Here is a 22,298-nt window from a genome sequence, read left to right as displayed (position 1 = left end):
GATCCGTCGCGGGTAGGCCAAAATCAGAGCACGGTGATCACGATCGTGCTGCCGGGTTTCACCTTCCGGCCGGCGCCGGGGCTCTGGGCCGCGACGATGTTGAGGCCGAGATTGAAGGGCGCCTTCTGCACTGTCACCTTGAAGCCCGCGTCGCCGAGGATCTTCTGCGCGTCGGCAGTGGTCTTCCGCTTCACGTCCGGGACCTCGACCAGCGGCGGGCCGAGCGACACGACGAGCGAGACCTTGTCCTTGGCGAACAGCGTGCCGTTGTTCGGGCTCTGGCTGATCACGTTGCCCTCGGCGACCTTCTCGTCGTACTGCGTGGTGCGCCCGACGACGAACCCGAGCCTGGTCAGCGTCTTCTTCGCGTCCTTGTACGACTTGCCGGTCAGGTCCGGCACGGTGATCGGCCGTTTGCCCTTGCTGACCGCGAAGTTCACCGCCGTCCCCGGCTTCACGATCGTGTTGAACTTCGGGCTGATCGCGATCACCTTGCCCTGCGGCACGGTCTCGTTGTACTGCTCGATGATCTGCCCGGTGATCAGCTTGATCGGCGACAGTGCCTGCTGCGCGGCATCCAGTTGCAGACCGACGAGCTGGGGCACCCGGTACCGCTCCGGTCCCTTGGAAACAGTGAGACCGATGTCACCGTTCTTCCGGATCCGGTCACCTGCCTTCGGGTCGGTGCGGATGACCTCACCCTTCTTCACGTCCTCCGAGTAGTCCTGGTTGTCGAGGCTCGTTCGAAGGCCCCTCTCCGCCGCCTTCGCGTTCGCGGCGGCGGGCTCCATGTTCACCAGGTCGGGCGTGGTTGTGTACCGGTGGATGCCGTAGTACCAGGCCGACGTACCGATGCCGATCGCGGCCGCGAGGATCAGAATCAGCGCGATCGGCCCCCGGGACCTGCGCCGTGGCGGTGCGGGTGTCTTGGCCGGAGCGCCGGTCGGCCGCCCGTGGTCCACCGGTACGACGATCGTGTCGTGGCGAATCGGCCGGCTGTCCGGGGGCACCTGGCCGCGCGTGTATCCGTCGTCGTACCCGCTGTCCTGCCGGATCTGGTGAATCGGCACCGTCAGGTCACCGGTCAGCTCGGGGTCGTCCGGCAGCCCCTCGTCGAGCGCACTGCGCACCCGGTGCACCTGCCGGCTGAACACCCGCGCGTCGGTCGGCCGCAGGTCGCGGTCACGCGCGGTCGCGCGCTGCACGAGCGCATCGACGTACGGCGGGATGCTCGGCTGCTCCAGCGACGGTGGGGGTACGTCGGCATGCACGTGGGCGTAGGCGACCTGGATCGGGGTGTCACCGGAGTGTGGCTTGTTGCCGGTGAGCATCTCGTACAGGAGGATGCCGGCCGAGTACACGTCCGAGCGGGCGTCCGCACTACCGTCTGTGACCAACTCCGGCGCCAGGTACGACACCGTGCCCATCAGAAGCCCCTGGGTGGCGGTGTTGCCGCTGGCACTCACCGCGCGGGCCAGACCGAAGTCGGCGACCTTCACCACGCCCTTGTCGGAGATCAGGACGTTCTCGGGCTTGATGTCGCGGTGCACGATGCCGGCGTCGTGGGCGGCCGACAGTGCGGACAGGACCGGTGTCAGCAGGTCCAGCGCACGGGCAGGGGACAGCGGCGCCTCCTCGCGGATAACGTCGCGCAAGGTACGGCCGCGCACGTACTCCATCGCGAGGAACAGCGTGCCGTTGTCGTCGCCCTGGTCGAAGACGGCCACCACGTTCGGGTTCGAGAGCCGGGCGGCGGCGCGGGCCTCGGCCACGAACCGGCGGGTGAACTGGGCGTCGTCACCGAGCCCGTCGTGCATCACCTTGAGCGCGACGGTCCGGTCCAGCCGCATGTCCAGCGCCTCGTAGACGGTGGCCATGCCGCCCTTCGCGACGCGCGCGTCCACGCGGTACCGACCGTCGAGCACGCGCCCGACGAGGCGGTCGCTGACCTGCGTGTCCACGTCGTCCGTCACTTGCGGTGAGCCGCCTCTCCCCAAACCGTCTGCTCAGAGAGTGTAGATAACGCCTCAGCTTGACAGCGCCAGGCTCACCGCAGGGGGTCCCACCCGCGTTCCAGCTGGGCCTTGATGCGGAGGACGTTCTTCACGTACAGCTTCGTGTCGGCGTACATGCCGTTCTTCTTCACGCCGCCCAGGCCCTGGTAGTAGCCGGCCACCGCGATGTCGAGCTTGGCGGCGCCTGTCAGGCGGCTCAGCAGGACGACGCCGGCAGTGACGTTGTCGCGCGGTTTCAGCAGGTCCAGCTCGCGGCCGACGACCCGGGAGGCGAACCGGCCGGTCGACGGGATGACCTGCATCGCGCCGATCGCGTTGGCCGGGGAGACGACCCGCTGCTTCCAGCCGGACTCCTGCCAGCTGACCGCGAGCGCGAGCTCCGGGTCGACGCCGTACCGTTTCGCGGTGCTCACGATCAGTGAGCGCATCTGGGTCCGGGTCGGCAGCTTGCGTTTCTTCAGGGTGGCCCGATTGCGGTTGGCCGCTGCGACGACGTGGTCGGCGTACGTGCGCCCCGCGAACGTGTTGTCGGTCCGGGGCTTCGGGCGGACCTTCACCGGCACCTGCAGCGGCTTGCCCGCGTAGATGCGGGCGCCGGCCTTCAGCCCGTTCGCGGCGAGCAGGTTGGCCTGCGAGCACTTGAAGCGCTTCGCGATCCCGGAGACGGTGTCGCCGGGCTTCACGACGTACGTCACCCGGCCGAGCTTCGAGCGCGTCCTGGTCGTGGTGGTCGTCAACCCCTTGCCGGGGACCTTGAGCACCTCGCCGGCGTAGATCGCGTTGCCGTTGCCGGGCAGCTTGTTCAGCGCGACCAGTGTCGAGACCGTCGTCCCGTAGCGGCCGGCGATGTGGCTGAGGGTGTCACCCTCCTTGACCTTGTACGCGCCGAAGCCGGGCGAGCCGGCGGTGATCACCGCCGCGGTCAGCACCGGTACCGCCAGGCCGCTCAAGATCCGTACGACGTTGCGCATCGCAACCAACTCCCCGTGTGAACGTCACTTGACCGTATGTGCTGGTACGGATGTGACAACAGGGGCGAATGGGGTTGGTGTTACGCCTGTAACGCAAAGGTTACAATTCAAGGCTGAACTACATTGTTGTCGTTCACAATCTTTCCGGTTGCCGCGGGCAACGGTGAGTCAGTGACCGAACCGGCTGGCGAGGAAGGGTTTTCCGAGGTCCGGGAGCGTTCCGGTGCGGACGGTCTCCGCGAGGATCTGCGCGGTGACCGGCGTCAGCAGCACGCCGTTGCGATAGTGACCGGTTGCCCACAGCAACCGATCCACACCGGACGGGCCGAGTATCGGTGCGTTGTCCGGTGTCGCCGGGCGGAGGCCCGCGATCGACTCCACGAATTCGAGCTCGTCGATGACCGGGAGCACGGTGCGCGCGTCGCGGAGCAGGGCAAACACACCGCCGGCCAGCACGCGGGTGTCGTAGCCGAGCTCGGTGCTGGTCGCACCGATCACCAGCTCGCCACCTGGTCGTGGGACGAGGTAGACGGAGAAGCCACGGGCTGTGGCGCGCACAGTGTGCTGGAGCGCCGGGCGGTACGCCTCCGGGACCCGCAACCGCAGTACCTCACCCTTCACCGGACGCACCGGCGGACGAAGCTCCTCGGGTACGCCGTCCAGCTGCGACGACCACGGACCTACTGCCGCGATCACATGACCTGCGTGCACCGTGTCGCCGTTCTCGAGCTGTACGCCGAGTGCCGTCGTACCGGACGTGATGACTCGGGTAACGCGTTGGCGGATGAGCTGTACGCCGGAGAGCTCGACGGCGCGGAGCAGAGTCGCTACCGCCTGCCTGTTGTCGACGGAATGGTCACCTGGGACCCAGACGCCACCGGAGACACCTGTGGCGAGCATGGGCTCGCGGCGGCGGGCGTCGCGACCGGACAACACCTCCACCTCGAGGCCGAGGCGTCGCTGGTATTCGGCGAGCCTACGGAGCGCTGCTGCGTCGTCCACGTCGTACGCGACGGACAGTGTGCCCGTCTGGTGGAGGCCTGCGGGCTGTCCGGTGAGTTCTTCGAGCTCGGAGGCGAAGGCGGGCCAGGCGTTCACCGAGGCCAGGTTGAGCGCCAGCAGGTCGTCCTCGCCGTACTCCACCTCCGTGACCGGGGCGAGCATGCCGGCCGCGACGTTCGACGTCTGCGCGCCGGGTGTTGGGTCACATACCGTCACCTGGATACCGTCTGCGGCCAGTCGCCACGCCGTCGCCAGACCGATCAGCCCGGCACCTACAACCACCACATCAGGCATGGCTTCAACCCTACGTCTGGCGCGGCATGGCAGGCTTTGGGGTGTGACTGACCACACCGACCGTCTTGCGGATGCCCGGCTCTACCTGTGCACGGATGCGCGCGAGAAGCAGGGCGACCTCGAACAGTTCCTGGACGCCGCGCTGGCCGGCGGCGTGGACATCGTGCAGCTCCGGCAGAAGGAGATGGAGGCGGCCGACGAACTGGCCGCGCTGGAGGTGTTCGCGGACGCGTGCCGGCGGCACGGCAAGCTGCTGGCCGTCAACGACCGCGCTGACATCGCATTCGCCGCGGGCGCCGACGTACTGCATCTGGGACAGCGTGACCTGCCGGTGCATGCCGCTCGCGCGATCGTCGGGCCCGGTCCGGTCGTCGGGCGCTCGACGCACACGTTCAGCCAGGTGAACGCCGCGGCCGATGAGGTCGGCTCGGACTACTTCTGCGTCGGGCCGACCTGGGCGACCCCGACCAAGCCGGGGCGTCAGGCCGCCGGTCTGGACCTGGTCTCGTACGCGGCCGGTCGCAAACAGTCGAAACCGTGGTTCGCGATCGGTGGCATCGATCTGGAGCGGCTGGACGAGGTACTGGACGCGGGGGCCACGCGCGTGGTCGTCGTACGGGCGATCACCGAGGCGGACGACCCGGGGGAGGCGGCCGCCGAGTTCAGTCGGAGGCTTCGGTGATCAACAACCCGAAGGCCGCACGGATCGTCGCCGTCGTGGTGATCGCCATGCTGGTGATCACCCTGGCGGCGTCGCTGTTCGGCTGTTCGGCCGACAAGAAGGCGTCGTCGGGTGACCTCGATCCGACGAGCGGTCTCAAGTACGTCGCCGTGGCGGACCTGCCGAAGGAAGGGCGGGACACGCTGAAGCTGATCGACCAGGGCGGACCGTACCCGTACAGCCGCGATGGTGTGGTGTTCGGCAACCTGGAGAAGATCCTCCCGAAGCACGACCGCGGCTACTACCACGAGTACACGGTGAAGACGCCGGGGGAGAAGGACCGAGGCGCCCGCCGCATCGTGATCGGGAACGCCGGCGAGCGTTAGTACACGGACGACCATTACAAGTCCTTCCGCCGGATCGCGGAAGACGGGGGAACTTCATGACCTCGCTGAGCACGTTGCTGGCCGAAGGGTTGCGGCCGGGTGTTTACCGTTGGCCGTCCGCCCCGGGTGTTGCCGACGTACGCCGGGATGCTGCCGCCGCCGGGTTCGGGTTCGTGCTTCTCGACACCGCCGAGATCCACGACAAGACCGGCTTCCTCGACCTGTGTGCGACCGCGTTCGACCTGCCGCGCTGGTTCGGCCGGAACTGGGACGCGCTCGCCGACTCGCTGAGCGACCGGTCGACGGGCGCGCCCGAGGTCGTGTTGTGGACCGGGCTGCTGCACCTGCTCGAACACGACCACGACACGGTCGACGTCGCGCTCCAGATCTTCGCCGAGGACACCACGAACTCCGGCCAGCTCCGGGTGCTCATCGCCGAGTCGGAAACACCTGACCTGCTGAGCTCACTGCCGGTCCTGTAGCTGTTCCTCCAGTTCGCCGAGGTCCGCGGCGAACAGCAGATTGCGACCGCGGTTGCTCTCCCGCACCCAGTCCGCGAGCGGCTTGCTCGCCGCGACCCGCTCCGAGATGTCACCGACGACAGCCAAGCCCATCCGGTACATCACGAACTTCTGCGTGATCGCGCCCGCGAGCCCAGTGCTCAGCTCGAAGAACGCGTCGCCCAACTGCTCCGGCGCAAACGCGATCCACTCGGCCTGATGCGCGTAATGCGCGTCGACGATCAGCTGCACGGCGTCGCTCTCGTCGCCGAGCGATGTGTCACTCACGTGGACCCGCACTCCAGCCAGTAGCTCCATGTACCTCAAAATACCTTAAGTGCCTCTAATCAGCTATTTATAGGGAATTCTAAGGAACGTGCCTTACGCTGAGAAGATGGCCCAGGAGCTGTATTCGGTGGAGCAGGTGGCGAACCAGCTGGGCCTGCACGTTCGGACGATCCGGAACTACGTCCGCGACGGGCGCCTGAAGGCGGTGCGGATCGGGAAGCAGTACCGGATCACCCGCGAAGACCTCGAGAAATTCACCGGAACGCCGGCCGCCGTGATCGAAGTCGACCGCTCCGCGCGGCACGTCGAGGCGTCCAGCATCGTGCACATCGACGCGGTCGACCGCGCCACCGCGGACCGCCTCAGCACGCACATCCACGGCGCGCTCAACCAGCCCGAAGCGGTCAACCTCAAGGCCGAGACGATCTACGACGAGGAGCGAGCCGTCCTCAAGGTCATCGTCCTCGGCAACCTCCCCGCCACCGCGGATCTCCTCCGCCTCATCAACATGCTGGCGGAGCAGTAGCTAGACCACCCGCGAGGTCGCAGCGACGGCCAGGTCCGTGAGGGCCTTGCGGGCGACGTCGTCGGCCAGGGGAGCGCGGTCGAGGGCGTCGAGGGCGTCCTCGGTGCGGTCGGTGATGAGGTCTTCGCAGGCCTGTACGGCGCGGGAGTCCTGGAGGATCTCGCGGAGCAGCTGGATCTCGTCGTCGTCGAGGTCCGGACGCCCGAAGAGCCGGTCGAACTCGGTCAGCTGGATCTCCGACGCGTGGTCGACGGCGTACGCGATCAGGACCGTCCGCTTGCCCTCGCGCAGATCGTCCCCGGCCGGCTTGCCCGTCACCGCGGGATCCCCGAACACCCCGAGCAGGTCGTCCCGCAGCTGGAACGCCTCGCCCAGCGGCAGCCCGTACCCGGACAGCGACGAGATCAATTGCGCGTCCCCGCCGGCCAACGCGGCACCGACGTGCAGCGGCCGCTCGATCGTGTACGTCGCCGACTTGTAGCGCAGCACGCGCAACGCCAGATCCATGTCCGACTCGCCACTCGCCTGCGCGAGCAGATCGAGGTACTGCCCGGCCGTCACCTCGACCCGTACGGCGTCGAAGTACTGCTCCGCCCGGGCCAAAGCGGCCGCGTCGAATCCCGACGTGTGCAGCAGCTCGTCGGCCCAGATGAGGCACAGGTCGCCGAGCAGGATCGCGGCGCCGACGCCGAATCCGACCGGATCCGCACCGTGTCCGGACTTCGCGGACCGTTCCCGCTGCAGCGCCTCGAACCGGCGATGCGCGGCCGGCGCACCCCGTCGTACGTCCGAGGAATCCATCACGTCGTCGTGCACCAGCGCGCTGACGTGCAGCATCTCCAGGCTCGCCGCGGCGGTCAGGATCGGTTGGGCCGGATCGCCGCCCGCGGCCCGGAAACCCCAGTAGCAGAAGGACGGACGCAACCGCTTGCCGCCGCTGGTCGCGTCCCGTGCGGCCTGCACCTGCTCGGCCAGCTCCGGGCCGATCGCCGTCAGCCGCTCCTCCTGCTGGTCGAGGAACCCGCTCAGTGCACGCTGGATCTCGGCCGGGATGTCCACATCGCCATACACGTCTCGGAGCGTAGTCGGTGGGCAGACGCGACTGGCCACCGCGGGTAACCTGACGTCATGGCGAACGGTCTTCCTTCGACGCTTCCCGGCGGTGCGCCGACGATTCGCGAGCTGCTGGCGTCCGGAGACCGGTCCTTCTCGTTCGAGTTCTTCCCACCGAAGACCCCCGAGGCGGAGGAGGTGCTGTGGCGGTCGATCCGCGAGATCGAGCAGCTGCGCCCGACCTTCGTCTCGATCACGTACGGCGCCGGCGGGACGACGCGTGACGGCACCATCCGGGTCACCGAGCGGGTCGCGCAGGACACGTCGCTGACGCCGCTCGGGCACCTGACCTGCGTCGCGCACTCCCGCGACGAGCTCCGCTCCGTGATCGGCGCGTACGCGGGATCCGGGGTCCGCAACATGCTCGCGCTCCGCGGCGACCCGCCGGGCGGACCGAACCAGCCGTGGGTCGCGCACCCTGAAGGCCTCAACCACGCCACCGAGCTGGTCGAGCTGATCCGTTCGCTGGGCGACTTCTGCGTCGGCGTCGCTGCCTTCCCCGACAAGCATCCGGAGGCGGCCTCGCTCGAGGCGGACGCGCAGGTGCTCGCCGCGAAGGCGCAGGCCGGTGCCGACTACGCCATCACGCAGATGTTCTTCGGCGCCGACGACTACTTCCGGCTCGTCGACCGCGCTGCCGCGCTCGGCTGCGAGATTCCGGTGCTGCCGGGCATCATGCCGGTCACGAACATCAAGCAGATCCAGCGGATGGCCGAACTCACCGGCATGGCGCTACCGACCGCCGTCACCGACCGGCTGCTCGCCGTCGAGGACGACCCGGCCGCCGTGCGCGAGGTCGGTGTCGAGATCGCCACCGAGTTGTGCGAACGCTTGCTGGCGGGCGGCGCGCCCGGCATCCACTTCATCACCCTGAACAGATCCACGGCAACGCGTCAGGTGTTCCGCAACCTCACGGCAGCCGTCGTATCCTGACCCAATGGCTGACCCGTCGGACCTGTTGATCGACCGCACTCTCGTCCTGCTCCGGCATGCCAAGGCGGTGCCGCCGGAGACGCTGCCGGATCTCGAACGCCCGCTGGCCGACCGCGGCCGCGCCGACGCGAGCGCCGCCGGCCGGCACCTCGTTGCCCAAGGCATCGAAGCGGACCTGGTCCTGTGCTCGCCGTCGAAGCGCACCCGCGAGACCTGGAAGTACGTCGCCGAGGCCGGCGTCACTGCGAAGGACGTCTGGTACGACAAGCGCCTCTACAACGCCGACACCGACGGCATCCTGGACGTCGTCCACGAGACCCCGGCCGAGGCCCGCACCGTGATCGTCGTCGGCCACGCGCCGGGCATCCCGTGGCTTGCCGACGAGCTCGCACTCGACGGCACCAGCCCCGAGCGCGTCGAGCTCACCCAGAAGTACCCGACCACGGGCCTCGCGATCCTGCACCTCACCACCCGCTGGGCCGACCTCGCGGCCAACGACGCCGACCTCGTGTCGTACGTCGTACCGCGCGCCTGAGGGACCCTAGGACGGCAGCCAGCGGGTCGTGCTGTTGACGGTGATGAGGCGCTGGGTGGCGCGGGTGAGAACCACGTAGAGAGCTCGTACGCCGCCCAGTGTGTCGCTGACGATCCGGTCCGGTTCGACGACGACCACGGCGTCGTACTCGAGGCCCTTGGAATCCAGCGGGCTGACCGCGACGACCCGCGGGTCGTTCAGCTCCGCGAGGACCGGGTCGACGACCGGGCGGAGCGCCGGCGGCACGATGACGCCGACAGTGCCCTCGACCACCTGGAGCAGTTCGACCGCCGCGTCACCAGCGGCCTCGGCGACCTTGCCGGCGTCGAAGATCCGGTGCTCCGGCTCCACTCCGGTACTGCGGACCGCGTTCGGCAGGTCCGCGTCCGGGATGGACTGCCGGATCACCTCGCCGGCGAACGAGTAGATCTCGGCCGAGTTCCGGTAGTTGGTGGAGAGCCGGAACGCGTGCCGCTGCAGGTGCGACAGCATCGAGTCCATCGCGGCCCGCGCCTCGTCCGGGTCGGGCCAGGAGCTCTGTGCCGGGTCGCCGACGATCGTCCAGCTGGCCTGCGGTCCGCGCCGCGTCACCATCCGCCACTGCATGGGGGAGAGGTCCTGCGCCTCGTCCACCAGCACGTGCGCGTACTCCTCCGGCTCCTCGGCCTCCCGTGCCGCAGCAGCCCGGACGCGGCGCTCTGAGGTGGTCAGTACTTCGTTGACGCCGTCCGACAGCCCTTCGAGCCAGTCGAACTCCTCGTCGTTGTTCTCCACGATCGGAGGACGTCCCAGGAACGCGGTCAGCTCGTCCAGCAACGCGACGTCGGCAATGGTGAACTCATCGGTCGTTCGGATCGCCGTAGCGAGTGCGTCGACCTCAGCGGGGGTCAGGTCGTTGCGGGCCCAGCGCTGAAGGCGGCGGGCGTCACCGAGCCACCGCAGTACCGCTTCCGGGGTCAGCACCGGCCACCACTGGCTGAAGAACGTGCGGAACGCCGGTGTGTCGGCGACACGGTCGCCGAACGCCTCGCGGTCGCCGAGAGGCCCGTTGCGCAGGTCCTCCGGGAACCGCTGCCACAGCGCGGCGATCAGGCCCTTCCGTGCCTCGGCGGCGGCCCGGTTGCGGGCCGTGCGGCGCAGCGCATTCCGTCGTACGTTGTCGAGCTGGTTGGCGTCCAGTTCGACGGTGGCGCCGCCGAGGAAGATCCGCAGGTTCGTCGGCGCGTTCGGCACCCGGTCGCGGGCGGCACGTGCCAGCACCGCGCGCATCCGCAGCGAGCCCTTGATAGCAGCCGCTGCGGCGTTGTCGACCGCAGTAGCCTTCACGCCGTCGACCAGCTCGCCGACAGCACGCAGCGAGACCGTGTTCTCACCGAGGCTCGGCAGGACTCGCTCGATGTAGGCCATGAACGCTGCCGACGGTCCGACGACCAGTACGCCGCCACGCTCGAAGCGCCGGCGGTCGCTGTACAGCAGGTACGCCGCGCGGTGCAGAGCGACCACTGTCTTGCCGGTGCCCGGTCCACCGCCGATGACGGTGACGCCGCGGGCTGGTGCCCGGATCGCCTCGTCCTGCTCGGCCTGGATGGTGGCGACGATGTCGCGCATCGTGTGCCCACGGGCCCGCGACAACGAGGCCATCAGCGCGCCCTCGCCCATCACCGGCAGGTCCTCCGGCGCCCGCTCCGGCGCCAGCAGGTCGTCCTCGAGACCGACGATCCGCGCCCCCTTGTTCCGCAGCACGCGGCGCCGGACGACCTTCTGCCGGTCCGTCGGGGTCGCGCGGTAGAACGGCTCGGCCGCGGGCGCGCGCCAGTCGATCACCAGCGGTTCGTACTCGGCGTCGCGGACACCGATACGCCCGACGTACAGCTTGTCGAGCCCGTCCGCGGTCGTGGCGGCCGGCTCGTCATCGCCGTGGTCGGAGTCGAGCCGGCCGAACACCAGGCCCTCGTGCTCGGCGTCCAGCTCGGCGATCCGGCGCGCGGCGGCGAACACCAGCACGTCGCGCTCGTACAGACCGGTCTGCTCCTCGTCGCGGACACGCCCGACGTTCTGCGCCTGGCCGCGCTGGTGGCCTTCGACCGCGATCCGGGACGCCGACCGCGCGGCCTCCTCGACCCGGCCGTAGACCCGGTCGACATGCTGTTGCTCCGCCGCCAGCTCAGCACGCTCCACACCATCAGGGCCGTCAAGGCCGCCATGGTTGTCGTGATCGGCCGATGTGGGGGTTTGATCCACCGAGGTCCTCTCTACGGCCGGGACCCGCCCCGACTCAGAACACAGGAACAACCAATCTTAGTTGGCTTCCCTGTCCAACCACACAGCGGTCTCAGGCCTTCCCGATGGCGTCGGCCACGATGGCGGCGCCGAGTGTGGTGGCGGGCACACCGGAGCCCGGGTGCGCGCCCGCTCCGACGCAGTACAGGCCCTTCACCGGCGAGACGTTCGCGGCCCGGCGACGGGCGGTCTTGTAGCCCTCCCAGGCCACACCGGTCCACCACGACGGCGACGTCTGCCGCGACACCACGTTCTCCCGGACAGGCAGGCCACGGGCGACCAAGAGGTCGAGTACGTCGTCAGTGGGGTAGCCGTGGACCAGCACGGACCAGGCCTGGTGCCCGGCGGGTGCTGTGCCACCTGTGCGGACGACCACGGTCGGCGTTCCGTGCAGCACGGTCTCGAACGGCAGCTGCGGCACCGGGTCCTTCAGACCGAGATGTACGACGTACGCCGCCTGCGCCTGGTGTGTCGACAGGATCCGCTTACGGGTCTTCTTGGCGACGGGGTCGTCGACGAGCGACTCGTACAGGACCCGCGGATCGACGTCGCTCACCACGATGTCGGCGAGCAGCTCCTCACCGTCAGCGAGCCGTACGCCGGTCACTGCGCCACCTGACGTCGAGACAGCGACCACCTCTGCACTAGTGCGCACAGTGATCTTCCGCTCGCTGGCGCGCTGCACCAGGGCATCGGCGAGTGCGCCGAAACCTCCAGCGATCGTCCAGCGGCCGAAGGTGCGCTCCAGGTATGACCAGACGCCGACGTACGCCGGTGTGAGGCCGGCGTCCGATCCGCTTTGGGCTGCGAAGTGCCGGAGTACTGCACGGGCGCGGTCGTCGGTCAGCTCGCGTTGCGCGACCTTCTCCAGTGACTGCCAGGGCTTGAGGGCGCGAATGGTCTTGATCGGCAGCTTGTCCTCGAGCGGTGGCTCCAGTGAGGTCTTGCGGAGGATCTGCCACGTGTCGCCGTACGCGTCAACCAGTGCGGTCCACTGCGCGGCAACGGGTGCACCCGCCAGGTCGGTCCACGCTTCTTCCTGTGCACCGCGGTCGCTGACGGGCAGGTCGAGTACGGAGCCGTCGGTGAACATGTGCCGACGTGGCTCGGACACAGGGTCCAGTTGGACCAGGCTCTCGATCGGACGGCCGCTCTTGCGGAACAGGTCGCGCAGCGCGGCCGGCAGCGTCGTACTGGCGGCGCCGGCGTCCCAGGTGAACCCGTCCGCCTCTACCCGGCCAAGCGCGCCGCCGAGGTGCTCGTCGCGTTCGCAGATGGTCACCTGGTGGCCGAGCTTGGCCAGCCGCACAGCACTCGCGAGACCGGCCAGCCCGGCCCCCACGACAATCACCTTCGCCATCAGACAGCACTGCTCCCAGTCGCAGGGGCACTACGTTTCTCGCGCCACGCCTTGAATCTGACATAACCGCGCCGGATGAACCTGAACGCGACGTACACCCCGATGAGTCCGAGGATCAGCAGCACACCCGCGATGACGAGCGCGATCTCCGGATGAAAGGCGGCCAACGACATCACACCGGCGACAGCGACGTCCTCACCGGATGACGCGGCGATGTTGGTGACCGGCTCGGGGGAGGTGTTGATCGCGAGCCTCAGACTCGACTTCACCGCGTGCGAGAGCAGCGCCACCACGCCACCGGTGGTCGCGATCAGGGCCTGCTGCAGCGTGCTCGCCTGACCGGACATCAGCGCGGCGAGGACCGCGCCGATCGCCGGCCGGACGACGGTCGAGATCGCGTCCCACGCGGAGTCGACGTACGGGATCTTGTCGGCGACGAACTCGACCGCGAAGAGGACACCCGCGACGATCAGGACCGGGGCCGTGGTCAGCGAGTGCGGGACGTCGTCCGCCCCCGCGAACCGGCCGAGCAGACCGAGAATCAGCACACAGGCATAGGCGTTCACCCCACTGGCCCAGCCTGTCGTGACCGCCAACGGCAGCGCTTCCATCGTCGTACTCCGTAACCCTCGGCACCGGCATGATTTCGTCAGTATCGAACTCGACGACGTGAATTTTGGTTAACCGTTGACATCCGCGTCGCCCCGACCCACAGTGACTAGGCTGCCGGTCTGTGTGACCGGCATCCCGCCCTACGGGTTCAGGAGAACAATCATGCTGCGTCGTCCGAAGATTCTTGCCGCACTCGCTGCGGTAGCGCTGCCGGCCGCCCTGGTCGGCGTGTCGTTGGGAGGTATACCAGCCCAGGCGTCGTCCCCGGCGCCCGCACCGTCCACTGTCGCCGCGTCGGCGTACAGTGCGGCCGCCGCTCAGTACGGCGTACCGGAGTCGGTCCTGCTGGCCGTCTCCTACGCCGAGTCCCGCTGGGACGACCATGCCGGCGCTCCCAGCACGTCCGGTGGCTACGGCCCGATGCACCTCACCGCACTCGGTGCGTCCGAGGTGGCGGACCTGTCCGGGAAGCAGAAGGTCGCCACGGCCGAGTCGCTGCAGACGCTGCAGAAGGCGTCGGAGCTGACCGGCCTCGACCAGAGCGCACTGCGCAATGACGTGACCGCCAACATCAACGGTGGCGCCGCGGTGCTGGCGTCGTACCAGAAGTCGCTCGGCCTGCCGGTCGGCGCGGAGACCTCCCCGGCACAGTGGTACGGCGCGGTGGCGTCGTACTCCGAGGCAGGGGACAAGGTCGGCGCGGCCGGGTTCGCCGACGACGTCTACTCGATCATGGCCAAGGGTGCGGCCCGTACGACGAACACGGGCCAGCAGATCGTGATGCCTGCGGTCGCCGTGACGCCGGACAAGTCGCAGATCGGCAAGCTGTCGCTGCCGGCCGGTGTGCAGCCGTCCACGTCCGACGTGGAGTGCCCGCCGTCGCTCGGTTGCGAGTGGCTGCCGGCGCCGTACTCGGAGTTCGGAGACGGCGACTACGGGAACCACGACCTCGCCAACCGGCCGAAGACCGGCAAGATCGACTACATCGTCATCCACGACACCGAGGGTGGCTGGCAGGGTGTGCTGAACCTGGTCCAGGACCCGACGTACGTGAGCTGGCAGTACACGATGCGCTCGTCGGACGGCCACATCTGGCAGCACGTGAAGGCCAAGGACGTCGCGTGGCACGCCGGCAACTGGTACGTGAACATGCACAGCATCGGCATCGAGCACGAGGGCTTCGCGGCCCAGGGCGCGACCTGGTACACCGAGGCGCTGTACCGCAACTCGGCCAAGCTGGTGGCCTACCTGGCCGCCAAGAACAACATCCCGCTCGACCGCGCGCACATCATCGGCCACGACCAGGTGCCGGGCACCGTCCCGTCCACGGTCCGTGGCATGCACTGGGACCCGGGACCGTTCTGGGACTGGGAGCACTACATGGACCTGATGGGTGCGCCGATCTGGGGCAAGTCCGTGTTCCCGGTGCGCGCCGGGTCGATCGTCACGATCAAGCCGGGCTTCGAGGACAACGTCCAGGTGATCACCAACTGCGACGCCCCCGGTACGACGTGCAAGCCGCAGGGCACCAACTTCGTCTACCTGCGCCAGGCGCCTGACGACAACGCTCCGCTGGTCAAGGACCTCGGTCTGCACCCTGACGGTTCCAACGGCACCACTGTCGTCTCCGACATGGGCTCCCGGGCCGCTGCGGGTTCTAAGTACGTCGTCGCACAGCGCCAGGGCGACTGGGTAGCCGTCTGGTACCTGGGGGCACTCGCCTGGTTCAAGAGCCCGGCGTCGGCTCCGGACGCGTTCGCGAAGCCGGGTCTCGTCGTGAAGCCGAAGGCCGGTCTCACGTCGGTGCCGGTGTACGGCCGTGCCTACCCGGAGCAGTCGGCGTACCCGGCCGGGATTCCCTACCAGACGGTGACGCCGCTGCAGTACTCGATCGGTGCGGGGCAGGCCTACCCGGTGGGTGACCTGGACATCGAGACCGACTACTACCGTGCGGTGACGTTCGCCGGGCAGCCGCCGGCGGACCACGTCCAGGTGCTCGGGAAGGACAAGTACTACCAGATCTGGTTCGGCCACCGGATGGCCTACGTACGGGCCGCCGACGTGGACGTGCGACCAGCCGTTTAATCTGTCTGCCGTGATCGACGAAGCCGTCCAGCCCTTGCTGGACGGCTTTGTCACGTCTGTCCGTGAAGTCGCTGCTGTAGAAGCGGTTTGGCTGCACGGTTCACTGGCGCTGGGGGACTATCAACTGGGGCGAAGCGACCTGGACGTCGTCGCCGTCGTCTCTTCGCCGCCGACCCAGGCTGTGGCCGACCTGCACCGGAAGCTGATCAGCTCGGACCCCTTGGCGGCCAAGCTGCACTGCTCCTACATGCTCAAGTCCCAGCTGGCCGACGCCTCGGTGCGGCACCCGACGTTCGCGCAGGGGCGGTACTTCGACCGCCCGGTGACGCCGGTGACCCGCCGGGAGCTTGCTATCGGCAACCGAACGCTCTACGGACCGGCCCCGGGCCAGTTGCTGCCGGCGACCACCGACGAGGAACTGTTCGCGTTCATCCGCCGCGACCTGCGGGAGTTCTGGCTGCCTGCCACCCGGAAGCGGAGCAACTGGTACGCCGACATCTGGGTCGACCTCAGCCTGCTCACGATCGCCCGCGCACACGTCACGCTGGCCACCGGCGACCTGATCACCAAGCGCGCCGCCTTCGACGTCCTGCCCCGTCTCGGGGCGCCCGCGGACGTCGTCGAGGACATCAGGCGCCGCCGCTACGGGACGGATGTCCGGACCGGCCCCTGGTGGCGGCACACCCGCGCCGGGCTCGCCCGGCGCTTCGTCCGGACCGCGATTCCCGCCGTACTCGGTCGGTAGTGCTCAGTTGACCGTCATCGGCGTGCCGTCGGTCAGCTCGAGGAGTTCGGCGTACGTCGTGGGGAACACCGAGTGCGGGATGCCCGCGGCAGCCCAGATCACCGGGTACCGCTCGAGCGCGGTGTCGACGTACGTCGGAACGCGGCCCGGGTGCCCGACCGGGGCGACGCCGCCGATCGACTGACCGGTGTGCTCCTTGACGAACTCCGGCGTGGCCCGCTTCAGCTTCGCGATCCCGAGCTCGGCCGCGACCTTGGCGGTGTCCACCCGGTGTGCGCCCGAGGTGAGGATCAGCACCGGGGCGCCGTCGCCGGCGAAGATCAGGCTGTTCGCGATCGCGCCGACCTCGCAACCGAGCTCGGCCGCCGCGGCCGCCGCGGTCGGCACCGCCTCGTCCAGGATCACGATCTCGCCGGTGGCCCCGGCCGCCGCCAGGGCGTCCGCCACCTTCTGCACATTGGGATGACTGCTCACGGATCTGAGCTTATGCGAGGGCGGCGGCGCCGAACGAAACGTTGAAACGGTCGCACCAGATCGCGACGCTGCGGAAGCTCCCCAGCTCGAGGTCGCGGGGGATCACGTAGTTCTGGTTGCCGTGGTTGCCCTTGAGGCTGCCCAGACTGCGGTACTTGCCGTCGTCGAAGACGTGCCAGCCCGCGCGGCCCGGAACGACCCCGGCGTCGCTCAGCCAGACCTTGAGGTCCGGGCCGTCGGAGGTGTCGAGGTTCTCGAGCCGGAGGATGCGGCTGCCGTCGGGGAGAGCGAGCACGGCGACCGTGCCGGACGTCCGGTGTTCGTGCGTGATCAGCTTCCCGGTCAGGAGCACCTTCGGCCGCGGCCGCGGTTGCGACGTCGGTTGCTCCGGCTCGACGGAAACTGTCGGTGGCGTCGTCGACGATGAAGTCGTGGAGATCGGAACAGCGCCGGGCACCGCCTCGTCGACGACCTTGTCGGTGGCGAGCCGCCACGGCTGGAAGAGCGGCAGCGCGACCGCTGCCACCACGACGGCGACCGCCGCCGCGGCGATTCCGGCTGTCCGTTTCCGCATCGTGCGTCCCTTCGCCTCGGTGCTTCCAGTCTGGCGGCCGGAGCCCTGCCGCGGCGACGCGCCGAGGTTACGGACCGTTGACGACTGTCGGCGGGCGGCGCTACGCTTCCATTGTTCGAACAGATGTTCGATTGCCTCGGTCCCGGTTTCGTCGGGAGGCCGGACCGAGGTGAGCCGGACAGCTGAACGGCTCCGGTGCGGAGTTGCGGCCGCATCGGAATCCGGTGGTCCCGGCGGGCCGGGCACCGGGGTGGTCCTCGACCCCCACCCCGTGTCCACCCGCCGGGCCGCCGACTCGGGGCCCGGTCCTCGACGCAGAGCCAGATCTGAAGCAGCGCCGGGGACGAACAGGAGGCGATGGAGCATGTGGGAGTTCGACGACGCCGTCGAGGTGCACACGGTGCCCGTGGACGGTGTGCAGACCCCCGACCAGTTCCTCTGGCGCGGCCGGCTCTGGCGGGTCCGCGCGCTCAGGTCCCAGTGGACCGAGACCGCCGCCTGGTGGGAGCGCGGCGTCATCGGCACCGGCCAGATTCACGACCCCCGCGCCCACGCCGGTTCGCTCGCGCGGATCGATGCGGCCACCGTCGCCGAGGCGTGCTCGGCGGCCCGTACGACGTCTCGTCCGGCCCGGACGCACACAGCCGGCGTGGCAGCGGCGGCCACCCCCCGTTCGCGCGCCGCTGCCACGCTCCCCGCACCGGACGGCAGGACCCCGGCAGCGGTCGGCGTGCTGGACGCGGAGTGGGGACCGGAGCGAGCGGTCTTCCGCGTCGAGGCCGGCTGCGGAAGGTACGGGCGGCAGGAGATGTTCGATCTCGCCCACGACCCGGTCTCGGGTCGTTGGCAACTGGAAAGGGTGAGCGACCGATGACTGTTTCACCGGTATCGCCGGCCGCGGCCGGCGCGGCCAGCCGAGAGCTGTCCCGTGCCCGCGCCGCCCTGGCCGAGGCAACGGAGACCACCGACCACCTGATCCGCTACTCGAGCGCGCATGTCGCGGCGCTCCGGGTCGCGGCCGCGGTGCTCGCTGTCCGCGCCCGTCCGGTCCGCTCGAGCAGCCGCCGCAGGATCCAGCGCAACGCCTGGGTGCTGCTGGCGGAGGTCGCGCCCGAGTTCGGCGAATGGGCCACGTTCTTCGCCGCCGGCGCCGCCCAGCGTGCCGCCGCCGAGGCCGGCCTGGTGCGCGCCGTCAGCACCCGCGAGGCGGACGACCTGGTGCGCGCCGTCGACACGTTCTACACCCAGGTGGAAGCCAGCCTGCGCCTCTCCACCACCCCGGTGCTCACCGCGACCACCGACCCTCAGTCCGTCCTGACCCAGCCCTGGATGCAAGCCAGCTAGATCCCACCCATGCTGTGAGGAGATCCCGACAGTGAGCGAACCATCGAGAGGTCTGGGCAAGGACCTGTGTGGTCGCGTCCACGCCCTCACCGGCGCCGAGTGCTACCTGCCGGACACGCATTACCCCCGACCTCACCAGGCGCTGTCCGGCGACGCCTGGCACGACGGCCTGTGCACGCAGTGCGCCGGCTCCGGCATCCAGTCCGAGGACCGGTCCGGCATCCGAGCGGACTTTCTGTGCCCCACCTGCAACGGCACCGCCTTCGAACCCCTGACCCTCCCCGAGACCTACCAACCCGGCTGAGTCACCAAAAGCTGTTCAGAAAGGTGTTCAAAGGTCGGCCGGACAGCGTCTAAGGTCGGCGGGGTGAGTGGACTTCCGGTGTTGGATGTCGAGGAGCAGCGGGTTCTCGGGAGCTTGCTGGAGAAGCAGACCACGGTGCCGGCGTCGTACCCGTTGACGGCGAACGCGTTGCGGACGGCCTGCAATCAGACCAGCAACCGGGATCCGGTCGTCGACTACGACCAGGGCACCGTGGAGCGGACCGCACGGGCGCTGCGCGATCGGGAGCTGTTGCGGATCGTCTGGGCAGACGTAGGCCGGCGGACCTTGAAGTACCACCAGATCCTCGACGAGAAGCTCGAGCTCGAGGAGGACGAGCGGGCGCTCATCACGGTGTTGCTGCTGCGCGGTGCCCAGGCGCCGGGCGAACTGCGGACGCGGACCGAGCGGCTGTACAAGTTCGAGGACCGGAGCGATGTCGAAGCGTGCCTGCGACGGATGGCTGCGCGCCCCGAACCGCTGGTACGCGAACTCGAACGTCGCGTCGGACAGCACGATCGCCGCTGGGTCCACCTCCTCGGCCCCGTGCCCGAGGCGGAGGCGGCCGCCGCTGTCGTCGAGAGCGTCGACCGGGACACGGTCATCGCCGACGGTGCGGACGAGCGTGACGCCCGCGTGCGTTCGGCGTACGACGCTGTTGCTGCGACGTACGCGGACGAGTTGCTGGACGAGCTCGACGCGTTGCCGTTCGAACGCTGGCTGCTCGACCGGGTGATTGCCCACGCCAACGGTCGCCCGGTCGTCGAGGTCGGCTCGGGTCCGGGGCACGTCACGGCGTACCTCGCCGACCGGGACGCGGACGCCACCGGCGTCGACCTGTCGCCGGAGATGGTTGCCGAGGCTCGTCGGCGCTTTCCGCACCTGAGGTTCGAGGTCGGCGACCTGCGACGCCTCGGCCGGCCGCCGGCGAGCTCCGGCTGGGCGGCGGTCCTCGGCTGGTACTCGCTCATCCACTTGGCCGCATCCGAGCTCCCCGAGGCGATCTCGGCGCTGACACGGCCGCTCGACCCGGGCGGCTGGCTGGTGCTCGCGCTGCATGCCGGCGACGAGATCAGTCACGTCGACGAGCTGCTCGGTCACGAGGTCAATCTCGACTACGTCCTGCACGACCCGGCGTACATCGTGAGTGTTGTCGAAGGCGCCGGCCTCATCGACACCGAGTGGTACCTGCGCGGCCCGATCGCCACCCGCGCCGAAACGACCCGCCGCCTGTACGTCATCGCCCGCACCCCGTCCTGAGGCAGCAGCTCCCTCCGGTTGCTGCCTCAGCCGGATCGGCCGGCGGGTCAGGCCTTGGCGTACGTCTCCGCCGCGAGCGACTCGAACTCGAGGCTGACCGCCGGATCGTTGCCGACGACCCAGGCGTCGTGTCCTGGTTCGATCACATAGGCGACGCCCGGCACCAGGTTCGCCTTGGTGCCGTCGTCGTGGACGACCTCCATCTCGCCCGACAGCAGGGTTCCGACGTGGCGGACCTGGCACGAGTCGCCGCCGATGACCGGACGGATGCACTCGGACCAGCGCCAGCCGGGCTGGAAGGTGATCCGGGCGACACTCGCACCCGGCAGTTTGACGACGTCGACGCTCGTCTTGTCCGGTGAACGTTGCTCGTCCGGCTCGTCGAACGACTTGCTGAAGATGGCCATGATCCCTCCCTGGTGATCGGCTGTCCCCTTGAACCGAGAGTGCGCCGATCGCGCCTCCAGGGACAGATCCCGGGACTTATGAACTGCTTACGACGGTCGGCGGGATGGACCGGGCGGGAGGGAAGTAGGGTGTGGCGCGGTGGGTGGTGATGGGGGACCGGCTGGAGGGTTGATGGTGGATCGGCGGCGGCGCAGCGTGCGGACGGCGTTGGTGGGCGAGGCGCTGCGGGTCGCGCTGGCGGCACGCGAACGGACCGATCCCGCCCCTGGACCGGACCGTGCTGGACAGGACCGTGCTGGACTGGACATCGTCGACCTGGGTGGCGGCACCGGCGGGTTCGCGGTTCCGTTGGCGGTCGAGGGGCACCGGGTGACGGTGGTCGACCCGAGCCCGGACGCGCTGGCCTCGCTGGAGCGCCGCGCCCGGGACGAAGGCGTGAGTGAGCTGGTTCGCGGCGTCCAGGGCGATGCGGCCGAGCTCCCCGGGCTGGCGGGGGAGTCGAGCGCGGACGCCGTCTTGTGCCATGGAGTTCTCGAGGTCGTCGACGACCCGGTCCAGGCGCTGCAGGCGATGGCGTCGGTGCTGCGCGAAGGCGGCGTACTGAGTCTGCTGGTTGCCCAGCGCAACGCGGTCGTCCTGGCCCGGGCGCTGGCCGGTCACCTGGCCGAGGCGCGGATCGCACTGCAGGATCCGGACGGGCGCTGGGGCGCGACCGACCCGATGCCGCGGCGGTTCGACGAGGCCGGGATCACGGCGCAGCTGGCGGATGCCGGGTTCCTGGTACATACCGTGCACGGCGTGCGGACCTTCGCCGATCTGGTGCCGTCCGCGTTCGTCGACTCCGAACCGGGGGCCGCCGATTCGCTGGCCGAGCTCGAGCGGGCCGCGAGCCGGCATCCGGCGTTCCGCGCGCTGGCGACGCAGCTGCACATTCTCGCGACGCGCTGAGCCCGCGGGCAGTTGCGCCGGCCTGAGACCTCGCGACGGAGGGTGACGAGCAGGCTACCTCCGGCACGGTCAGCGGGGTGGTTGTCGTCAACCGGCTGTGAACGACACGCCGAAGGACACAGGTTTGGGACCGGCCTGGCCGGGGCAGTTGCCGGACCGTGACGCGCTGGACAGCCGGTCAGGGTTTCGTGTGACGCGGGCGCGGCCTAGACTGGAGGCGGCCTATCGAGATCGCGCTCATCATGGAGGGATCGACGGTGCCCCTCTCGGAAGAAGAGCAGCGCCAGTTCGAGCAGCTCGAACGTGCCCTTGCTGCGGAAGACCCGAAGTTCGTTTCCGCCATGCGTGGGACCAATGTGCGCTTGTACTACAAGCGCCGGGCAGTGCTTGCCGGCGTTGGATTCGTGCTGGGCATCGTGGTGCTGATGACCGGTGCGATCATCCCCAACACCATCATCGGGGTCATTGGCTTCGTGATGATGGTGGCTTGCCTGTACATCGCGGCGCTGAGCATGAAGCGGATCAGCAACGCGGGAGAGTCCGACGACATCCCGCCGCCTCCGCCGACCAAACGGCACCGGACGAAACACGACTCGTCCGGCAGCTTCATGGAGCGCATGGAAGACCGCTGGCGCCGCCGCCGCGACGAGGATCTCTGAGCG

The 22,298-nt window shown here is 69.2% G+C and carries 25 protein-coding genes; 14 read left to right on the top strand and 11 right to left on the bottom strand.

Annotation, left to right across the window (positions count from 1 at the left end; genetic code table 11):
• Nucleotides 1-23 precede the first annotated feature (23 nt).
• The 3 genes from pknB to thiO form a co-directional block, all read right to left on the bottom strand.
• Nucleotides 24-1,973 carry a Stk1 family PASTA domain-containing Ser/Thr kinase gene (gene pknB / locus EV137_RS06855; RefSeq protein ID WP_134127234.1) on the bottom strand — a complete coding sequence of 650 codons (1,950 nt, stop codon included), beginning with the start codon at nt 1,971-1,973 and terminating at the stop codon, nt 24-26.
• Nucleotides 1,974-2,047: 74 nt separating this feature from the next.
• Nucleotides 2,048-2,986, bottom strand: coding sequence for a lytic transglycosylase (locus EV137_RS06850; protein WP_134127232.1), 939 nt, complete (start codon nt 2,984-2,986; stop codon nt 2,048-2,050).
• Between the two features lie 168 nt (nt 2,987-3,154).
• Nucleotides 3,155-4,282 carry a glycine oxidase ThiO gene (thiO, locus tag EV137_RS06845; RefSeq protein ID WP_133998774.1) on the bottom strand — a complete coding sequence of 376 codons (1,128 nt, stop codon included), beginning with the start codon at nt 4,280-4,282 and terminating at the stop codon, nt 3,155-3,157.
• Nucleotides 4,283-4,325: 43 nt separating this feature from the next.
• Here thiO and thiE point away from each other — a divergent pair, with 43 nt between their 5' ends.
• The 3 genes from thiE to EV137_RS06830 are packed head-to-tail and all read left to right on the top strand — an operon-like array spanning nt 4,326 to nt 5,811.
• The gene (gene thiE, locus EV137_RS06840) at nt 4,326-4,964 is read left to right on the top strand and encodes a thiamine phosphate synthase (protein WP_238175135.1); all 639 of its coding nucleotides are present in this window, start codon (nt 4,326-4,328) and stop codon (nt 4,962-4,964) included.
• Complete coding sequence (locus EV137_RS06835) at nt 4,961-5,329, top strand: guanyl-specific ribonuclease (RefSeq protein WP_238175134.1); 369 nt, start codon at nt 4,961-4,963, stop codon at nt 5,327-5,329. The genes thiE and EV137_RS06835 overlap by 4 nt, the downstream gene beginning before the upstream one ends.
• A gap of 56 nt (nt 5,330-5,385) precedes the next feature.
• Nucleotides 5,386-5,811: a barstar family protein gene (locus tag EV137_RS06830; RefSeq protein WP_134127228.1), complete on the top strand. Its 426-nt coding sequence runs from the start codon at nt 5,386-5,388 to the stop codon at nt 5,809-5,811.
• Here the strand turns inward: EV137_RS06830 and EV137_RS06825 are convergent.
• Nucleotides 5,794-6,147: a DUF4180 domain-containing protein gene (locus EV137_RS06825; RefSeq protein WP_134127226.1), complete on the bottom strand. Its 354-nt coding sequence runs from the start codon at nt 6,145-6,147 to the stop codon at nt 5,794-5,796. The genes EV137_RS06830 and EV137_RS06825 overlap by 18 nt on opposite strands.
• Before the next feature lie 76 nt (nt 6,148-6,223).
• Between EV137_RS06825 and EV137_RS06820 the strand changes: the two genes are divergently transcribed.
• Nucleotides 6,224-6,643 (top strand): helix-turn-helix domain-containing protein, encoded by a 420-nt coding sequence (locus EV137_RS06820; protein WP_133998762.1) that lies wholly within the window; start codon nt 6,224-6,226, stop codon nt 6,641-6,643.
• Here EV137_RS06820 and EV137_RS06815 read toward each other — a convergent pair whose 3' ends face one another.
• Complete coding sequence (locus EV137_RS06815; RefSeq protein ID WP_134127224.1) at nt 6,644-7,714, bottom strand: polyprenyl synthetase family protein; 1,071 nt, start codon at nt 7,712-7,714, stop codon at nt 6,644-6,646. It lies immediately after the preceding gene.
• A 57-nt stretch (nt 7,715-7,771) separates the two neighbouring features.
• Between EV137_RS06815 and metF the strand changes: the two genes are divergently transcribed.
• Both metF and EV137_RS06805 read left to right on the top strand, forming a co-directional pair.
• Nucleotides 7,772-8,689, top strand: coding sequence for a methylenetetrahydrofolate reductase [NAD(P)H] (gene metF / locus EV137_RS06810; protein ID WP_133998755.1), 918 nt, complete (start codon nt 7,772-7,774; stop codon nt 8,687-8,689).
• Nucleotides 8,690-8,693: 4 nt separating this feature from the next.
• A complete protein-coding gene (locus tag EV137_RS06805; RefSeq protein ID WP_133998752.1) occupies nt 8,694-9,224 on the top strand; it encodes a SixA phosphatase family protein in 531 nt (176 codons plus the stop codon).
• Between the two features lie 6 nt (nt 9,225-9,230).
• Here EV137_RS06805 and EV137_RS06800 read toward each other — a convergent pair whose 3' ends face one another.
• From EV137_RS06800 to EV137_RS06790, 3 genes are all read right to left on the bottom strand, one after another.
• The gene (locus tag EV137_RS06800; protein ID WP_166679789.1) at nt 9,231-11,402 is read right to left on the bottom strand and encodes a HelD family protein; all 2,172 of its coding nucleotides are present in this window, start codon (nt 11,400-11,402) and stop codon (nt 9,231-9,233) included.
• 154 nt (nt 11,403-11,556) lie between these two features.
• Nucleotides 11,557-12,864 (bottom strand): phytoene desaturase family protein, encoded by a 1,308-nt coding sequence (locus tag EV137_RS06795; RefSeq protein WP_134127222.1) that lies wholly within the window; start codon nt 12,862-12,864, stop codon nt 11,557-11,559.
• Nucleotides 12,864-13,475 carry a DUF4126 domain-containing protein gene (locus EV137_RS06790; RefSeq protein ID WP_134127220.1) on the bottom strand — a complete coding sequence of 204 codons (612 nt, stop codon included), beginning with the start codon at nt 13,473-13,475 and terminating at the stop codon, nt 12,864-12,866. Before EV137_RS06790 ends, EV137_RS06795 begins: the two co-directional genes overlap by 1 nt.
• Before the next feature lie 163 nt (nt 13,476-13,638).
• On the opposite strand from EV137_RS06790, the gene EV137_RS06785 reads away from it, so the two are divergent.
• Together EV137_RS06785 and EV137_RS06780 are read left to right on the top strand one after the other, a co-directional pair.
• Nucleotides 13,639-15,561, top strand: coding sequence for an N-acetylmuramoyl-L-alanine amidase (locus EV137_RS06785; protein WP_134127218.1), 1,923 nt, complete (start codon nt 13,639-13,641; stop codon nt 15,559-15,561).
• A gap of 10 nt (nt 15,562-15,571) precedes the next feature.
• Nucleotides 15,572-16,306: a nucleotidyltransferase domain-containing protein gene (locus tag EV137_RS06780; RefSeq protein WP_133998737.1), complete on the top strand. Its 735-nt coding sequence runs from the start codon at nt 15,572-15,574 to the stop codon at nt 16,304-16,306.
• A gap of 3 nt (nt 16,307-16,309) precedes the next feature.
• Here the strand turns inward: EV137_RS06780 and EV137_RS06775 are convergent, their stop codons facing one another.
• Nucleotides 16,310-16,780 (bottom strand): YbaK/EbsC family protein, encoded by a 471-nt coding sequence (locus EV137_RS06775; RefSeq protein WP_134127216.1) that lies wholly within the window; start codon nt 16,778-16,780, stop codon nt 16,310-16,312.
• A 10-nt stretch (nt 16,781-16,790) separates the two neighbouring features.
• Complete coding sequence (locus EV137_RS06770) at nt 16,791-17,354, bottom strand: DM13 domain-containing protein (protein ID WP_133998730.1); 564 nt, start codon at nt 17,352-17,354, stop codon at nt 16,791-16,793.
• 364 nt (nt 17,355-17,718) lie between these two features.
• Between EV137_RS06770 and EV137_RS06765 the strand changes: the two genes are divergently transcribed.
• The 4 genes from EV137_RS06765 (at nt 17,719) to EV137_RS06750 (ending at nt 20,280) form a co-directional block, all read left to right on the top strand.
• Nucleotides 17,719-18,228: a DUF6504 family protein gene (locus tag EV137_RS06765; RefSeq protein WP_133998727.1), complete on the top strand. Its 510-nt coding sequence runs from the start codon at nt 17,719-17,721 to the stop codon at nt 18,226-18,228.
• Nucleotides 18,225-18,698, top strand: a complete 474-nt coding sequence (locus EV137_RS06760; protein ID WP_134127214.1) for an SAV_6107 family HEPN domain-containing protein — start codon at nt 18,225-18,227, stop codon at nt 18,696-18,698. Before EV137_RS06765 ends, EV137_RS06760 begins: the two co-directional genes overlap by 4 nt.
• Before the next feature lie 31 nt (nt 18,699-18,729).
• On the top strand, nt 18,730-19,002 hold the full coding sequence (locus EV137_RS06755; protein WP_134127212.1) for a hypothetical protein: 273 nt from the start codon (nt 18,730-18,732) through the stop codon (nt 19,000-19,002).
• 63 nt (nt 19,003-19,065) lie between these two features.
• Nucleotides 19,066-20,280: a DUF480 domain-containing protein gene (locus EV137_RS06750; RefSeq protein WP_202870827.1), complete on the top strand. Its 1,215-nt coding sequence runs from the start codon at nt 19,066-19,068 to the stop codon at nt 20,278-20,280.
• 47 nt (nt 20,281-20,327) lie between these two features.
• Here the strand turns inward: EV137_RS06750 and EV137_RS06745 are convergent, their stop codons facing one another.
• On the bottom strand, nt 20,328-20,687 hold the full coding sequence (locus EV137_RS06745) for a cupin domain-containing protein (protein WP_133998717.1): 360 nt from the start codon (nt 20,685-20,687) through the stop codon (nt 20,328-20,330).
• Nucleotides 20,688-20,859: 172 nt separating this feature from the next.
• Between EV137_RS06745 and EV137_RS06740 the strand changes: the two genes are divergently transcribed.
• Both EV137_RS06740 and EV137_RS06735 read left to right on the top strand, forming a co-directional pair.
• Nucleotides 20,860-21,636: a methyltransferase domain-containing protein gene (locus tag EV137_RS06740; RefSeq protein ID WP_133998712.1), complete on the top strand. Its 777-nt coding sequence runs from the start codon at nt 20,860-20,862 to the stop codon at nt 21,634-21,636.
• A gap of 242 nt (nt 21,637-21,878) precedes the next feature.
• Nucleotides 21,879-22,295 carry an SCO2097 family morphological protein gene (locus EV137_RS06735; RefSeq protein WP_238156975.1) on the top strand — a complete coding sequence of 139 codons (417 nt, stop codon included), beginning with the start codon at nt 21,879-21,881 and terminating at the stop codon, nt 22,293-22,295.
• Nucleotides 22,296-22,298 lie beyond the last annotated feature (3 nt).

The sequence above is a fragment of the Kribbella pratensis genome, from assembly GCF_004366075.1.
Lineage (GTDB): Bacteria > Actinomycetota > Actinomycetes > Propionibacteriales > Kribbellaceae > Kribbella > Kribbella pratensis.
This window is presented reverse-complemented; position numbering and strand designations above follow the sequence as displayed.

Bases quoted from the DNA above. Each gene is read 5' to 3' on its own strand.
- EV137_RS06740 (WP_133998712.1), top strand. From the start codon at position 20,860: ATGGTGGATCGGCGGCGGCGCAGCGTGCGGACGGCGTTGGTGGGCGAG.
- EV137_RS06795 (WP_134127222.1), bottom strand. From the start codon at position 12,864: ATGGCGAAGGTGATTGTCGTGGGGGCCGGGCTGGCCGGTCTCGCGAGT.
- EV137_RS06805 (WP_133998752.1), top strand. From the start codon at position 8,694: ATGGCTGACCCGTCGGACCTGTTGATCGACCGCACTCTCGTCCTGCTC.
- thiO (WP_133998774.1), bottom strand. From the start codon at position 4,282: ATGCCTGATGTGGTGGTTGTAGGTGCCGGGCTGATCGGTCTGGCGACG.
- EV137_RS06735 (WP_238156975.1), top strand. From the start codon at position 21,879: ATGGAGGGATCGACGGTGCCCCTCTCGGAAGAAGAGCAGCGCCAGTTC.
- EV137_RS06770 (WP_133998730.1), bottom strand. From the start codon at position 17,354: ATGCGGAAACGGACAGCCGGAATCGCCGCGGCGGCGGTCGCCGTCGTG.
- EV137_RS06785 (WP_134127218.1), top strand. From the start codon at position 13,639: ATGCTGCGTCGTCCGAAGATTCTTGCCGCACTCGCTGCGGTAGCGCTG.
- EV137_RS06790 (WP_134127220.1), bottom strand. From the start codon at position 13,475: ATGGAAGCGCTGCCGTTGGCGGTCACGACAGGCTGGGCCAGTGGGGTG.
- metF (WP_133998755.1), top strand. From the start codon at position 7,772: ATGGCGAACGGTCTTCCTTCGACGCTTCCCGGCGGTGCGCCGACGATT.
- EV137_RS06825 (WP_134127226.1), bottom strand. From the start codon at position 6,147: ATGGAGCTACTGGCTGGAGTGCGGGTCCACGTGAGTGACACATCGCTC.
- EV137_RS06820 (WP_133998762.1), top strand. From the start codon at position 6,224: ATGGCCCAGGAGCTGTATTCGGTGGAGCAGGTGGCGAACCAGCTGGGC.
- EV137_RS06765 (WP_133998727.1), top strand. From the start codon at position 17,719: ATGTGGGAGTTCGACGACGCCGTCGAGGTGCACACGGTGCCCGTGGAC.
- EV137_RS06760 (WP_134127214.1), top strand. From the start codon at position 18,225: ATGACTGTTTCACCGGTATCGCCGGCCGCGGCCGGCGCGGCCAGCCGA.
- EV137_RS06830 (WP_134127228.1), top strand. From the start codon at position 5,386: ATGACCTCGCTGAGCACGTTGCTGGCCGAAGGGTTGCGGCCGGGTGTT.
- EV137_RS06745 (WP_133998717.1), bottom strand. From the start codon at position 20,687: ATGGCCATCTTCAGCAAGTCGTTCGACGAGCCGGACGAGCAACGTTCA.
- EV137_RS06850 (WP_134127232.1), bottom strand. From the start codon at position 2,986: ATGCGCAACGTCGTACGGATCTTGAGCGGCCTGGCGGTACCGGTGCTG.